We start from the raw sequence: 14,810 nt of genomic DNA on the forward strand, positions 1-14,810 counted from the left end.
AAGGAGCATTGATGTCCCCCAGGCTCACGTCCGCGGCCTTCGCCGCCGCCGGCGTCCTCTTCCTCGTCTACATCGCCGTCCGCCCGTCCGGCGACGACGCCGCCGCCATGGCCTCCACCGCGTGGGTCGCCGGGCACGCGGCCGCGATGGCCGGGTTCATCCTGCTCGGCCTGGCGGTCCTCGGGCTGCACCAGGTGCTCGGCGACCGGCTGTCGCTGCGGGCGGCGGCGGTGACCTGGGTCGGTGCGGGCCTGACGCTGCCGTACTACGGGGCCGAGGACTTCGGCCTGAACGTCATCGCCCGGCGCTCCCTCCGTGACGGGGCGCCGGCGCTGATGGAGCTGGCCGAAGAGTTCAGGTACGGGCCGGTCGCGGTCACCATGTTCGCCACCGGGCTCCTGCTGCTGGCCGCGGGCACGGTCATGGCGGCGGTGGCCGTCCGGCGGTCCGGCACGCTGCCGCGCTGGAGCGGCACGGTGCTGGCGCTGGGGTTCGTGCTGTTCCTGCCGCAGTTCTTCACGCCGTACCCGGTGCGTGTCGCCCACGGCGTCCTGGTGATGGCCGGCGGGCTGTGGGCGGCGGCCGCGCTGTGGCGGGCCGCCGGCTCCGCCCGCCGGCCCGCCGGTGCCTGAGGGCCCCGGCCTGGGACGGTCAGGGCGCCAGGCCGGCGGCCGGTGAGGGCTTCGGTGCCGGGCGGCGCCACAGGCGCCTGGCCGCCACGGCCAGCAGGGCCGCTCCGGCCAGGGCGAGCAGGCTGGTGAACAGCCACTCCCCCGAGCCGTCAGGCCCGTAGACGCGGCTCGCCCGCCCGGTGTCCACGGCCTGCGTGGTCCGCCCGGCGGCGAGCGTGCCGCGGTCGCTGCCGTACAACTCGACGTCGTGCCGCAGCACCCGCCCGTCGGCGGAGGCGAAGTCCCCCGCCCAGACGCAGGACTCGTGCCCGGGATGCTGGACGCACCGCAGCTCGCCGGCGGTGAACACGCCGCTCACCCCGTCGGCCCGCGCGGCCTTGATGGTGGGGCCCAGCTCCGGGACCGACCAGAACAGCAGCAGCAGCCCCAGCCCGGCCAGCGCCACCGTGAACGCGCTCAAGCGCCGCTCGACCCGCATGGCCTAGTGCGCGACCGCGCAGGTGCAGGTGGCCCCGGCGTGCGATCCGGCGCGGCGGTGGAGCAGCATGGCCACCACCATCGGCGCGAAGACGATCGCGTTGTAGAACAGGTGCAGCTCCATCCTGGGCCAGATGAGCTGCAGGACGCTCGTCGGGACCGGGCGGCCCATCAGGTACAGGCCGCTGAGCTTCTGCAGGAGCAGCAGCAGGTGCTCCATGTGGTGCCACACCTGGATGCCGAGGGAGATGTTCCACCACGTACGCGAGCTGCCGGTGAAGCCCTTGCGCAGCAGCACGAGGCCGATGAGCATGATCAGCGCGTAGCCGTAGTGCATCCACTCGGAGGTCACCAGCCACGGGAACGGCAGGCCGAGCACGCCCCGGGCGTCGGCCAGCGGCCAGCCCCACGCGTACACCTGCACGGCCTGGACCAGGTGCTCCGCCCAGTGCGCCACCACGATGACCATGAAGATCGTGAGCGCTGCCTTGTGGTGGCGCCCGTTGAGCGTGGAAACGCTGATCGCCGTCGTCGTCGCCATTCCTCACCTCCTGTTTCCCGTCGCGATGACGCCGCCGTCCGGGGCCGTCGGGACCCCGTGCACATCGCGGGCAAATGATCTCCATCGGCACTGGGAACCCGCTTGCAAACGACTTAACGGGCCCATCCCTCCGGACACCCGCGAACCGGTCGCCGCCCTCGCGGCTGATCGTTACGCTGCTGAGTCCGGCGACGAAGAGGGGCTGCCCGGCATGGGTCTGGAGATCGGATACCTCGGTCCGTGGGAGATCACTGCGGACGGTCACGCGATCAAGCTGGCGGGACAGCGGCGGATCGGGGTCCTGGCCAGGCTCGCCGTGGACGCGGGCCAGGCCGTGCACGCCGACCGCATCCTCGCCGACGTGTGGGCGCACAGCCCGGCGTCGACCCCGGCCAAGCAGCTCCACATCGTGATCTCCAAGCTGCGCGAGGCGCTGGCCGCCCACTGCGGTCAGGACCTCATCGAGACCCTGCCCGGCGGCTACCGGCTCGCCCTCGACCGCGACCAGGTCGACGCGCATCTGTTCACCCGCCTGGTCCGGCAGGCGCGCGGCGCCCGCGCGCAGGACGCGGCGACCGCCGACACGCTGTTCCGCCAGGCGCTCGCGCTGTGGCGGGGCCCGGCGCTGGCCGAGGTGGACGCGCCGTGGGCGAGGCTCGAGGCCGGCAGGCTGGCGGAGGAGCGGCTGTCCGCCCTGGAGGAGCACCTCGACCTGCGGCTCGCCGCGGGGGACCACCACGCCGTGGCCGGCGAGCTCGCCGGCCACGTCAAGGCGCACCCGCTGCGCGAGCGGCCCGCCGCCCAGCTCATGCTGGCCCTGTACCGCGACGCCCGATCCGCCGAGGCGCTGGCCGTCTACCAGGACACCCGCCGCGCCATGGTCGCCGAGCTGGGCATCGAGCCCGGCTCCGAGCTGCGCCGCCTCCAGCAGGCCATCCTCGCCCGCGACCCGGCGCTCGACCTCGGCACCCCCGCGCAGGTCGTGCCGCTCGTGCCCGCCGAGCTGCCCGCCGACACCCAGGCGTTCACCGCGCGGGCCGCCGAGGTCGAGCGGCTGCGGGCCGCCCTCGTCGACGGCGACGGTCCTGCCGTCACGGTCATCGACGGTCCCGGCGGCATCGGCAAGTCGGCCCTGGCCGTCCACGTCGCGCACGCCGTCGGCGACCGCTTCGCCGACGGCGTCGTCTACGTCAACCTGCACGGCGCCACCTCCGGGCTCGCCCCGCTGACGCCCCTCGAAGCGCTCCGCCACCTGCTGCGCTCGCTGGGCCTCGACGGCACCGCCGTGCCCGCCGACCCCGGGGAGGCCGCCGCCCGCTACCGCTCGCTCACCGCGGCGTGCGACCTGCTGGTGATCCTCGACAACGCCCGCGACGTACGCCAGGTCCGCCCGCTCATCCCCGGCGGGGCGGGCTGCCGGGTCCTCATCACCAGCCGCGAGCCCCTCGCCGTCCTGGACAACGCCCACCACCTGCACCTCGGCACGCTCGCCGGCCCCGAGGCTGCGGCGCTGCTCACCCACCTCGTCGGCGCCGGCCGGGTGGCCGCCGAGCCGGAGGCGGCCGCGGAGATCGTCCGGCTCTGCGGCGGCTTCCCGCTCGCGCTCCGGATCGCGGGCGCCCGGCTGGCGGCCCGCCCCGGCGCGACGCTCTCCGACCTGGCGGTACGGCTCGCCGACGCCACCCGCCGCCTGGACCTGCTGGAGTACGCCGACCTGGCCGTACGCGCCGGCATCGCGGTCAGCCACCAGCACCTGCGGGAGGACCCGGCCGGGCGGGACGCCGCGCGCCTGCTGACCCTGCTCGGCCTGCTCGAACTGCCCACGCACACCCCCGCCGCCACCGCCGCCCTGGCGGGCTGGCCGGAACAGCGCGCCGAGGCGGCGCTGGAACGCCTCCTGGACGCCCGGCTCCTCGAACCCGCCGGGTCCCGCGGGTACCAGTTCCACGACCTGGTCCGCCTCTACGCCAGGGAGCAGGAGCTCCCCGGGGAGGAGCGGGCAGCCGCGGTCCGCCGCGCGCTGCACCACTACCTGGCCACGGCGGTACGGGCGGAATGCCTGGTGAGTGGCCGCACCGGGGACTACGACGACTTCCCCGCCGAGCAGCCCGGGGAGGAGCTCGCCACCGTGGCGGCCGCCAACGAGTGGGTCGAGCACGAACGGGACAACCTGCTGGCCGCGATCCGCCAGGCAGCCGGTGACTCCGCTGATCGCACGGCGGCCGTGCTCGCGAACGCCACCCAGTGGCTGTTCGACCGGCGCGGCTGGTTCTCCGAGCTGATCGAGGTGAGCGAGCTGGCCCTGCGCGGTGCCGACGAGATGGCGGACTGGGCAGGCAAGGCGGTTCTGCACCAGGGGCTCGCCTCCGTCCACAGTCAGCTCGGCCGCTTCCCGGAGTCCCTGCGCCAGCTGGAGGCGGGGCTGGCGTGCTGGGACCTGGCCGGGCTGCCGGACCGCAAGGCGGGGATGCTCAACGACCTCGGGACCCTCTACACCATGATGGGCCGCCACGACGACGCCCTGGCCGCGCTGGAGCACGCGCTCACGATCACCGAGCGCACCGGCCGCCGGGATCACCAGTCCTACGTCCGCAACAACCGGGCGCACGTCTACTACCGTCAGGGGAGATTCGAGGAAGCCGTCGAGGAGGCACGGCTCGTCCTGGCCATGACCGAGGAGCTGGACGACACCGGCAGCCTCGGCGTCGCCCGCGACACCCTGGGCGACGCCTGCCGGGCCGCCGGCCTGCTCGAGGAGGCCGTGGAGCACTACCGCCACGCCGTCGAGCTCCAGCGTGAGACGGGGTTCACGCTCTACACCGCCGTGTCCTCCTGGTGGCTCGGCCACGCCCTGCACGACCTCGGACGGCCGGAGGAGGCCCGGGCCTCCTGGCGGGAGTCGCTCGGCCTGCTGCGCGAGGCGCGGCTGCTGACTCCCGCCGAGGTGGCGGCCTACCTGGCGCAGCCGGTCCCGGACACGCCTGACCCCATCAGGAACCAGCTCTAGGCGTAGACGCCGAACTCCCAGAGCGAGTAGCCGTAGGCGGTGCCGCGCTGGGTGAGGTTCAGCCGGACGTAGCGGGCGGAGGTGTTCACGGCGATCTCGTCGAAGCCGCCGTCACCGGTGGTGGTGGTGGTGAACACGGGTGTCCAGTCCGTGCCGTTCAGCGAGGTCTGCACCTGGTACGCCCTGGCGTACGCGGCCTCCCATCCGAGCTGCACGTGCTTGATCGCGGTGACCTGGCCGAGATCCACCCGCAGCCACTGCGGATCGGACCACTCGCTGGCCCAGCGGGACTCGTAGCTGCCGTCGGTGGCCCGGTCGGGGGTGAACGGGCCGCCGTCGCCGGTCGCCTGATGGGTGGAGGCGGTGGCCGGCTTGCCGCGCGCCACGTTCGTGCCCGCGACGACCGGCGGCACCACGCGGAACGAGCGCTGCTCGATGCCGACGTTGCCGTGGCCGTCGTAGGCGTAGACGTACACCTTCCACACGCCCAGCCGCTGCGGCGCCGTCGCCGTGAACGTGCCCGGCCCCGTCTGGGTGAAGGTGACGTGCGACAGGCCGCGGTTGCCGGTGATGTGCTTGTCGCTGTACATCAGGTTGTAGCGGACCAGGTCGCCGTCCCTGTCGGTGGCGGCCACCGCCACGCCGAACGCCGAGCCCGCCGGGACGGCGGTGCGCGAGTCCACCGTCATGGAGGTGATCTCCGGGGGCGTGTTCGGGGAGTCCTGCCCGGTGTACGCCTTCCTCAGCGCGTGGTAGCCGTGCCGCCGCCAGCCTCCCGGCGTGGTGTTGAGCCAGACGCCGCCGAAGTCGTTCTCCAGCCCGTAGTGGAACTCGGTGGCGCCGAGCGCCACGCCCGCGTGGCCGCGCACGGCGTTCCAGCTCGCGGTGTACATGTCCCGCTTGGCCAGGTCGCCCGGCTCGTCGGGGACGCCGTTGACGTCGCCGGGCACCTCCCACTCGCCGTCCGGGCCGGCCTCGGTGACGATGTACGGCCTGGTGTAGCCGCCCTTGATCCAGTCGTCCTTGACGGTGCCGATGGCGCCGTAGGAGTTGACGGCGAGCAGGTCGAGCGCCGGGGAGTGGGCCCGGTAGTAGGTCCAGGCGTGGGTGTAGGCGTCGGTGGAGGTGACCGGGTGGTTCGGATCGGCGGCGTGGATCGCCCGCGCCACCTCGTCGACGAACCTCGCGTACGCCACCCGCCGCTGCTCCACCACGTCGGCGGGCAGGCCGTGGTCCTGCATGGTGAGGATGACCTCGTTGCCGACGTCCCACATGAGCACGCCCTGCCGGTTCTTCAGCGCGTTGACGCGGGCCACGATCTCGTTCTTCACGCTCGTCTTGTACGCGGTGTCGTTGACGTAGTCCGCGCCCTGGTTGAGCCAGTGGCCCACGATGACCTTGATGCCGTGCCTGGCGGCGGTGTCGAGCAGGGCCGGCGTGTGCGTGTCGTCCACGCCCCAGATGCGGATGGTGTTGACGCCCATGGAAGCCAGGTCCCGCATGTAGCCGTCGGCCGCGTTCTGCGGCGGCCCGTACGTCAGGCCCTTGACCTCGAACGGCGCGCCGTTCACCTCCAGCCGCCAGGCGCCCTGCGTGCCGGCCACGCGCACGACGCTCGGCCCGGCGGGGACGGGCGGGTCGGTCATGGCGGCGGGGACGGCACCCGCCTGCCGGGAGACCTTCACCCAGTCGACGCTGAGCACGCCGCCCGACGTGGTGCCGGGGACGGGGGTGGTGAGCCCGGCGACGGCGTCCGGCAGCGAGCCGCCGATGGCCAGGTCGAGCCGGAGGTAGAAGCCGTGGTGCACGGCGGCCTTCCAGGCGGCCACGCCGACCTGGCTCTCGCGCACCACCCAGGTCTGCCTGCCGTCGAGGTAGAAGCGGATCTCCTCGTCGGTCCTGGTGCGGTCGATGATCTGCGTGTACTCGTGGTAGCCGCTCTGGCAGCCGGCGCAGGTGGCCAGGCCGCTGCCGCGGCCGTCGTACTCGTTGCACACCCCGCCGGGGGCGGTGCCGCAGTGCAGGGTGGCGGAGTACTGGTCGCGGCCGTTGACGGCGGTCATGATGTCGGTCTCGCCGACGCCAGGCCAGTTGGTGTGGTCGCCGCGGTAGGCGGCGCCGGTGGCGCGGAAGCCGGGCCAGTAGCCGAGCGGGTTCGCCACGCCGGGCTGCCTGAGACGGGCGCTGAACCTGAGCAGCTCGCCCGGCCGCGGCTCGAAGTCGGTGCGCTGGGTCTCGACGCGGGCGGAGGTCCAGTTGCCGGCGCCGTCCTTGATGGCCTTGATCGTGAGGTGGCCGGCGCCGTCCAGGGAGAGGTTGGCGGGGTCGGCGGTCATGGTCTCGACCTCGCCGGTGCCCCAGTTCGCCGGGCCGCCCGGGTAGGAGGTGCCGGTGCGCGGGATCCAGTTCGCGGATGACGGGGAGGTGCCCGCGGGGCCGGTGAAGTCGTCGGACCACACGTCCGTCCAGGAGTCGCCGGCTGGGCCGTACACCTGGAACTCCCAGAGGGAGTAGCCGTAGCCGGTGGCCCGGGCGGTGCCGTACATGCGGACGTAGCGGCCGGTCGCGGTGAGGTCGATGGTCTGGGTGCCGCCGGTGCCGGTGGTGGTGGCGTAGGCGTCGGTCCAGGTGGTGGCGTCGGCCGAGGTCTGGATCCTGAAGGCGGTGGCGTAGGCGGCCTCCCAGTCGAGCACCACGCGGGAGATCCGCGCGGGAGCGCCGAGGTCGACCTGGAGCCACTGCGGGTCGCTGAACGAGCTGGACCAGCGGGTGCCGGTGCGGTCGCCGTCCACGGCCGCCGCCGCGCTCCACGCGGCGCCCTCCGAGGACGAGGCCGTCGCCGGCCTGCCCTGCGAGAGCAGGGTGTCCGCCGCCAGGGCCTCGGTGTGTTGTGCTTGAGCGGGGGCGGCGGGTGTCAGGCAGGACAGGAGCAGGCCCGCCAGCGCGGCGACGACCGTGCCCCTCCTGAACCGGCCCGGGCTGCGAGTTGGATGCACGACCTCTCCTAGGTACGGGTGCCGCAACGATCAGGGAGAGCGCTCTCCGACCCCTGAGGTTCCTCCAGCCGGGCAAGCGCGTCAAGGCCCATCTCTTCACTCGTCCGAAACCCGCTGCTCATGACCGGGAAACAGTTTCGTCCCGCCCCCTTGACAGCCGCTCGGCGGACGGGTCAACCTCGGAGAGCGCTCTCCGATCGTTTCCCCCGTCGAAGGAGAGATCCCATGCACCCGTCCAGAAGCCCCGGCAGGCTGCCCTTGTGGCCGGTCGCCACCGCGCTGGCCGCCGTCTTCGCGGCCTGCGTCGCGGCCGTCTCCCCCGCGTTCGCGGCCGACGCCCTGATCTCCGAGGGGCGTCCCGCGACGGCCTCCTCCGTCGAGGGCGCGGGCCACAGCGCGGGCGCCGCCTTCGACGGCACCCGTACCACGCGCTGGTCCAGCGCCGCCGCCGACCCGCAGTGGCTCCAGGTCAACCTCGGCGCTCCCGCGCAGATCTCCCGCGTCGTCCTGGAGTGGGAGGCCGCGTACGGCAGGTCCTTCAAGATCCAGACCTCGGGCGACGCCACGACCTGGACCGACGCGTACGCCACCACGACCGGCACCGGCGGCGTCCAGAGCCTCGACGTGCGCGCGTCCGGCCGCTACGTCCGCCTCTACGGCACCGCCCGGGGCACCGGCTACGGCTACTCCCTGTGGGAGTTCCAGGTCTACGGCACGGGCGGCGCCACGACCACCCCGCGGCCACGGCCGACGTTCACCGACGAGGTGACGCACCACGAGTTCCAGGCCAACTGCTCGGTGACGGCGAACCGGCCCGACGACCCCATCGTCTACCCCGGCCTGCCCGGCGCCTCCCACCTGCACACGTTCATCGGCAACCGCACCACCGACGCGCACAGCACGACCGCCTCGCTGCTGGCGGGCGGCACCTCGTGCACGAACCCGCACGACCGGTCCGCCTACTGGTTCCCGAGCTTCCACAAGGGTGACCGGCTCGTCGAGCCGGCCGGGAATCAGGTCGTCTACTACAAGTCCGGCATCCTGGAGTACTGGCGGGTGCAGCCGTTCCCGCAGGGCCTGCGCTTCGTGGCCGGCAGCCCCGGCGCCACGCTGGAGCAGTTCCGCGACTCCCCCGGCGCCGTCGAGGGCTTCGAGTGCGGCGACCTGTCCCGCAGCTGGGACATCCCCGCCTCCTGCGCGGCGGGCACCCAGGTGAACGTCCGCTACCAGGCCCCGAGCTGCTGGGACGGCGTCCGCCTCGACAGCGCCGACCACAAGAGCCACATGGCCTACCCCACCGGCGGCTACTGCCCCGCGAGCCATCCGGTGGCGGTCCCGATGCTCGAGTTCAAGATCGCCTTCCCCGCGGACGGCGACCTGTCGCAGGCGCGGCTGTCCAGCGGCCGGGGCTACTCCTGGCACTACGACTTCTTCAACGCCTGGGACGACCCCGCGATCCTGGACGCGCTGGTGACCCACTGCATCAACGGCGGCCTCCAGTGCGACCCCCGCGGCTACGACCAGTACAAACCGCACCGCGGCGCCGCGCTCACCCCGGACTTCGAGCTCCCCGCCGGGTCATGACGGACGGAGAGCGCTCTCCAGCCGGTGTGCTATAAAGACGCCATGAGGCAGGATCCCCCGCCGCCGTCCCCCACCCTGGAGGACGTCGCCAGGGCGGCGGGGGTCTCCCGGGCCACCGTCTCCCGGGTGATCAACGGCATCCGCAACGTCGACTCCGCGATCCAGGAGGCGGTCAGGCAGGCCATCGCCACCACCGGATACGTGCCCAACCGGGCGGCCCGCTCCCTCGTCACCCGCCGCACGGGCAGCATCGCCCTGGTCGTCTCCGGCGCGGGCGGCGACGACGACTCGTTCCCCGTCCAGGTGTTCGCCGATCCCTTCTTCGGCCGGGTCGCCGGCGGCATCGTCGGCTTCCTGCGTCCTCGCGGCATCCACCCGGTCCTGATGTTCGCCGAGACCGGCGCGGCCCGCGCGCAGGTGCTCGCCTCGCTGCGGCAGGGCGACGCCGACGGGGCCGTCCTGGTCTCCACCCACGCCGAGGACCCGCTGCCGCGGCTGCTGGCCGAGGCCGGGCTGCCCGCCGTGCTGTTCGCCAGGCCCGCCGAGCCCGTGCCGATCAGCTACGTCGACGTCGACCACCGGGCCGGGGCCAAGCTCGCCGCCGACCACCTCGTCGCGCGCGGCAGGAAGCAGATCGTCACCATCTCGGGGCCGCTGGACGTGCCGGCGAGCCAGGCCCGCCTGGCCGGCTTCCGCGACGCGATGGCGGCGCACGGCCACCCGTACGTGCCGTGCGCCGAGGGCGGCTTCACCTACCACAGCGGCGTGCAGGCCATGGAACGGCTGCTCGCCGAACACCCCGGCCTCGACGGCGTCTTCGTGGCCAACGACCTGATGGCGCAGGGGGCGCTGCTGGTGCTGCGGCACCACGGCCGCGCGGTGCCGGACGACGTGGCGGTGGTCGGCTTCGACGACAGCAGCGCGGCCACCGCGTGCCGGCCCGCGCTGACGACCGTACGGCATCCGGTGGAGGACATGGCGGCGGAGCTGGCCCGGCTGCTGCTGGAGCACATCGGGCAGCCCGGGCACCGCCCCACCTCGATCATCTTCGAGCCGTCGCTGGTCGTCCGCGACTCCTCATGACGGCCCGGGCGCCGGGCCGCCGCCGCGTTCCCCGCCCGGGCGGGTGATCAGGAACGGGGCGGCGGGGCGGGCTGGCGGCGCAGCCGGGCCACGGCCAGCCCGCCGACGGCCACGGCGCCCAGCCCCACCACCAGGGCGAGGTAGCCGCCGACGATGCCGTACCCGGTGCCGGGACCGCCTTCTGCGGCGGCCACGACCCACCCGCCGATGACCGCACCGGCCGCGCCGGTCACCAGGGCCGTGACGGCCCCCTTGCGCGCGGCGCCACCGCCCGTACGACCCGCACGGGAACGGACCAGGGCGAACCCACCGGCGGCCACGCCGACGAGCCCCACCAGCGCGGCCACCACGGACCACAGGCGCCCGGTGGTCAGGCTGTAGGCGCTGACGGGATCAGGCTGGGCCAGGACGTGCGCTGCGAGCAGATCTCGGACTGACATGGGGGTGTTCCTCCTCCTACTGGACCTGACCCCGATGATGTCCGCCGGGGCTGCCGCCGGTCGTCGGGCGCAGGCATGCATTCCGCACTGCCATGCGCGCAGCAGCGACCTACCGCGAACGCGGCAGAACCACCCCCGCTACCGCGACCGCGGTACCCGGCCGAGCGTCCTCATGCCGGAGCGACCCCGGCGCACCGCCCCGATGACGAACGCCGACCATCCCCCCCGCTGGAGCGGCGCCAGTACCGCGGTCGTGGTAGCGGGCCGATGGTCCCGGCGCAGGATTCGTCCCGCACGGATGTCCCGCTATGGTGCGCGCATGAACGCAGGACGGTCCGGGATGCGGGCCGATGTCTTCGACTGGGCGATCGCCGCCTGCGTGGCGGCGGCGCTGCTGGTCACCGGGCTGTCCGGGGAGCCTTCCTCGACGGGCCCCGGCCTGCTCGGGTACACGCTGCTGGCCGCCGGCGGCCTGGCGCTGGCCGCGCGGAGGCGGGCTCCGCTGGTCGTCCTGGCCGTCACGGGGCTGTGCGCGGTGGGTTACCAGGCGGCCGGTTTCGACGTGCCCGCGGTCGCGTACCTGTTCGCGGTGTACGCCGCCGTACGGGCGGGACACCGCGTGGCCACGGTGGTGGCGAGCGTGATCGTGCTGGCCGCTCTCCCGCTGGCGGCCATGGCCGCGGGCCTGCATGACACGGGAGAGGCGTTCGCGCAGGCCAGAGGCGCTCTGGAGCTGGCCTGGCTGGTGGCGGCCGGCGCCGCGGGAGAGGCGCTGCGGCAGGCGGAGCGGCGGGCGGAGGAGGCCGAGCGCACGCGGGAGGAGACGGCCAGGCGCCGCGCGGACGAGGAGCGGCTGCGCATCGCGCGGGAGTTGCACGACTCGCTGACCCACCAGATCTCGATCATCAAGGTGCAGGCGGAGGTCGCCGTGCACGTGGCCCGCAGGCGCGGCGAACAGGTCCCGGAGGCCCTGCTGGCGATCCAGGAGGCGGGACGGGAGGCGACCCGGGAGCTGCGCGCCACCCTGGAGGCGCTGCGCGAGGACGACACGAGCCCGCCGCGCGGGCTGGACCACGTCGCGGAGCTGGTCGAACGCGCTCGCACGACCGGCCTGGACGCGACGCTGACGATCGAGGGGCAACGGCGGCCGGTGCCGGCCGCGGTGAGCCGTACCGTGTACCGGATCGTCCAGGAGTCGCTGACCAATGTCGCCCGGCATGCCGCCGCCGCGTCCGTGTCGGTGCGGATCGACTGCCGTCCGGACGTCCTGGCGATCCGCATCGACGACGACGGCCGGGCCACCCCGGACGCCGCGCCGGCGCCCGGCGTCGGGCTGACCGGGATGCGCGAGCGCGTCACCGCCCTCGGCGGCCGGCTGCGCGCGGAGCCGCGCGGCGAGGGCGGCTTCACCGTCCAGGCCGAGCTGCCCGTGGACCGGGCGTCGTGATCCGGGTCCTGCTGGTCGACGACCAGCCGCTCCTGCGCAGCGGGTTCCGGGCGCTGCTCGACCTCGAGGACGACATCGAGGTGGTGGCCGAGGCAGGCGACGGCCTGGAGGGCCTGGCGCTGGCCAGGCTGCACCTGCCCGACATCGCGCTGATCGACATCCAGATGCCGGTGGTGGACGGCATCGAGGCGACCCGGCGCATCGCCGCGGACCCCGCCCTGGCGGGGGTGCACGTCGTCATCCTGACCAACTACGGCTTCGACGAGTACGTCTTCGACGCGCTGCGGGCCGGCGCGGCCGGGTTCCTCGTCAAGGACATCGTGCCCGAGGACTTCCTGCACGCGGTACGCGTCGCCGCCCGCGGGGACGCGCTGCTCGCCCCGTCCATCACCCGCAGGCTCATCGACAGGTACGTCACCCAGCCGCGCCGGACCGCCACCGGGCCGGGGCTGAGGGAGCTGACCAACCGCGAGCGCGAGGCCGTGGTCCTGGTGGCGCGCGGGCTGTCCAACGACGAGATCGCCGGCCACATGGTGATCAGCCCGCTGACCGCGAAGACCCACGTCAACCGGGCCATGACCAAGCTGCACGCCCGGGACCGCGCCCAGCTCGTCATCCTGGCGTACGAGTCCGGGCTGGTGTCCCCCGGCGGCTCCTGATGCATCAAATCAATTTGATGTAATATCGGGGGCATGGCGAACTCGCTCCCGGTCTTCCTCCGGCTGGCCGCCCACCCTCTGCGGTGGCGGCTCCTGACCGAGCTGGCCGCCGGCGACTACCGGGTGCGGGAGCTCGTCGAGCTGGTGGGCCAGCCGCAGAACCTGGTCTCCTACCACCTGCGGCTGCTGCGCGACGGCGGGCTGGTCACCCCCCGGCGCAGCACCCACGACGCCCGCGACAGCTACTACCACCTCGACCTGGACCGCTGCGCCCACGCCCTGGCCACCACCGGCGCCGCCCTCCACCCCGCCCTCCACCCCGCCCTGCGCCCACCCGGCCTTGACCGCTCCCCCGCCTCGCCCCCGCACGAGCCGGGCTCACACGCACCGCACGCCGTCCCAGCCCTGTCACCGTCCGCGCGCCGTCCCCGCGTGCTGTTCGCCTGCACGGGGAACAGCGCCCGCTCACCGATCGCCGAGGCCCTGCTACGCCACCGCACCGGCGGGACGGTCGAGGCGGTCAGCGCCGGCAGCCATCCCAGGCAGCGGCTGCACCCGGACGCCGTCGCCGTCCTGCACGAGCACTACGGCCTCGACGTGCGGGACCGGCACCCCAGGCACCTGGACACCGTGTCCGGCCGCCGGTTCGACTACGTGATCAGCCTGTGCGACAGGGTCCGCGAGGTCTTCCCCCACTTCCCCGGCAACCCCCGCCACCTCCACTGGAGCATCCCCGACCCGGCCGCCGACCCCACCACCGGCTCCGGCGCCGGCCAGGCCGCATCCGCACCCGCCACGTCCGCCATGCCGGCCGCGTCGGCCGCGTCGGCCACGTCCGCCTTCGCCCGCACCGCCGCGGAGATCGACACCCGCATCCACTACCTGCTGCCCATCCTGACGTCACAGGAGGCCCGGTCATGACCGCACCCGACCAGTTCGCCAGCGTGCGTTACCTCGTCGACGACGTGGCCGCCGCCGTCGACTTCTACACCACCCACTTCGGCTTCACGCTGCGCCTGGACGCCGCGCCCGCGTTCGCCGACGTCGTACGCGGCCCGCTGCGGCTGCTGCTGTCAGGCCCGGCCAGCTCCGGCGCCCGCGCCACACCCGACGGCACCGCCGCCGGCCGCAACCGCATCCACCTGATCGTCGACGACCTCGACACCGAGATCGACCGCCTCCGCGGCGCCGGCCTGTCCTTCCTCGGCGACGCGATCTCCGGCCCCGGCGGCCGTCAGATCCTGCTCACCGACCCGGCCGGCAACCTCGTCGAGCTGTTCCAGCCCGCGCGAACCTGACAACGCGTACGCTGATTTGCCCGAATCATGGGCCCCGCTTCGCGCGCCCGAGCCAGAAGCGGCGCATCACCGCAGGCAGCGCGCCTGATCGCCGATCTTGTGAAGAACCGAGGCCTCAAGCGCGATTGGATCACCCCGAGGGTGGGAATCCCATCACGGTACCAAGCGTTAGACACCGTGGGAGACAGACCCCCCACGCAAGGGGGCCCTGTAGGAGGCATTTAGACATGGGCGAGCGCGCGCTTCGTGGCACCCGGCTCGGGGCAACCAGCTACGAGAACGACCGTAACACGGATCTGGCCCCGCGCCAGGAGGTGTCCTACACCTGTCCTAAGGGCCATCGCTTCGAGGTTCCGCTTGCCGCCGAGGCCGAGATCCCCGCTACCTGGGAGTGCCGCATGTGCGGCGCCACCGCGGTGCGGGTGGACGGCGAGCAGCCGGAATCCAAGAAGACCAAGCCCCCACGGACACACTGGGACATGCTTCTGGAGCGGCGGTCCATCGAGGATCTTGAGGAGGTGCTCAACGAGCGGCTCGCGGTATTGCGAGCACAGCGTCGTAAGAGCGCCTGACCTTCTCTCACGGTGAAACCCCCGGGCACACAGCCCGGGGGTTTTTCTTTGCGATGCCGACGAGTCGCGGGGCC

Annotated in this window: 13 protein-coding genes; 9 read left to right on the forward strand and 4 right to left on the reverse strand. The window is 73.5% G+C overall.

All coding sequences use genetic code 11. The features are described from left to right. Positions 1 to 11 precede the first annotated feature (11 nt). On the forward strand, positions 12 to 632 hold the full coding sequence (locus tag HD593_RS33245; RefSeq protein ID WP_185105908.1) for a hypothetical protein: 621 nt from the start codon (positions 12 to 14) through the stop codon (positions 630 to 632). A gap of 19 nt (positions 633 to 651) precedes the next feature. Here the strand turns inward: HD593_RS33245 and HD593_RS33250 are convergent, their stop codons facing one another. Next, a complete protein-coding gene (locus HD593_RS33250; protein ID WP_221525121.1) occupies positions 652 to 1,092 on the reverse strand; it encodes a hypothetical protein in 441 nt (146 codons plus the stop codon). 21 nt (positions 1,093 to 1,113) lie between these two features. Then, positions 1,114 to 1,650 carry a hypothetical protein gene (locus HD593_RS33255; protein ID WP_185105910.1) on the reverse strand — a complete coding sequence of 179 codons (537 nt, stop codon included), beginning with the start codon at positions 1,648 to 1,650 and terminating at the stop codon, positions 1,114 to 1,116. 211 nt (positions 1,651 to 1,861) lie between these two features. On the opposite strand from HD593_RS33255, the gene HD593_RS33260 reads away from it, so the two are divergent. Then, complete coding sequence (locus HD593_RS33260) at positions 1,862 to 4,657, forward strand: AfsR/SARP family transcriptional regulator (protein WP_185105911.1); 2,796 nt, start codon at positions 1,862 to 1,864, stop codon at positions 4,655 to 4,657. On the opposite strand, the gene HD593_RS33265 is transcribed toward HD593_RS33260, so the two are convergent. Then, entirely contained in the window at positions 4,654 to 7,653 is a 3,000-nt protein-coding gene (locus HD593_RS33265) for a discoidin domain-containing protein (RefSeq protein WP_185105912.1), read from the reverse strand. The genes HD593_RS33260 and HD593_RS33265 overlap by 4 nt on opposite strands. Before the next feature lie 225 nt (positions 7,654 to 7,878). Here HD593_RS33265 and HD593_RS33270 point away from each other — a divergent pair, with 225 nt between their 5' ends. After that, positions 7,879 to 9,237, forward strand: a complete 1,359-nt coding sequence (locus HD593_RS33270) for a DUF1996 domain-containing protein (RefSeq protein ID WP_185105913.1) — start codon at positions 7,879 to 7,881, stop codon at positions 9,235 to 9,237. Between the two features lie 42 nt (positions 9,238 to 9,279). Next, complete coding sequence (locus HD593_RS33275; protein ID WP_185105914.1) at positions 9,280 to 10,320, forward strand: LacI family DNA-binding transcriptional regulator; 1,041 nt, start codon at positions 9,280 to 9,282, stop codon at positions 10,318 to 10,320. A gap of 47 nt (positions 10,321 to 10,367) precedes the next feature. Here HD593_RS33275 and HD593_RS33280 read toward each other — a convergent pair whose 3' ends face one another. After that, positions 10,368 to 10,760, reverse strand: coding sequence for a DUF6223 family protein (locus HD593_RS33280; protein WP_185105915.1), 393 nt, complete (start codon positions 10,758 to 10,760; stop codon positions 10,368 to 10,370). 319 nt (positions 10,761 to 11,079) lie between these two features. Here HD593_RS33280 and HD593_RS33285 point away from each other — a divergent pair, with 319 nt between their 5' ends. From HD593_RS33285 to HD593_RS33305, 5 genes are all read left to right on the forward strand, one after another. After that, on the forward strand, positions 11,080 to 12,207 hold the full coding sequence (locus tag HD593_RS33285) for a sensor histidine kinase (protein ID WP_185105916.1): 1,128 nt from the start codon (positions 11,080 to 11,082) through the stop codon (positions 12,205 to 12,207). Continuing rightward, positions 12,204 to 12,866, forward strand: coding sequence for a response regulator (locus HD593_RS33290; protein ID WP_185105917.1), 663 nt, complete (start codon positions 12,204 to 12,206; stop codon positions 12,864 to 12,866). Before HD593_RS33285 ends, HD593_RS33290 begins: the two co-directional genes overlap by 4 nt. Before the next feature lie 33 nt (positions 12,867 to 12,899). Then, complete coding sequence (locus tag HD593_RS33295; protein ID WP_185105918.1) at positions 12,900 to 13,787, forward strand: arsenate reductase/protein-tyrosine-phosphatase family protein; 888 nt, start codon at positions 12,900 to 12,902, stop codon at positions 13,785 to 13,787. Then, positions 13,784 to 14,164: a VOC family protein gene (locus tag HD593_RS33300; protein WP_185105919.1), complete on the forward strand. Its 381-nt coding sequence runs from the start codon at positions 13,784 to 13,786 to the stop codon at positions 14,162 to 14,164. The genes HD593_RS33295 and HD593_RS33300 overlap by 4 nt, the downstream gene beginning before the upstream one ends. Positions 14,165 to 14,391: 227 nt before the next feature. Continuing rightward, positions 14,392 to 14,736: an RNA polymerase-binding protein RbpA gene (locus tag HD593_RS33305; RefSeq protein ID WP_043625492.1), complete on the forward strand. Its 345-nt coding sequence runs from the start codon at positions 14,392 to 14,394 to the stop codon at positions 14,734 to 14,736. The last annotated feature ends 74 nt before the right edge of the window (positions 14,737 to 14,810 follow it).

This window comes from Nonomuraea rubra (assembly GCF_014207985.1).
Lineage (GTDB): Bacteria > Actinomycetota > Actinomycetes > Streptosporangiales > Streptosporangiaceae > Nonomuraea > Nonomuraea rubra.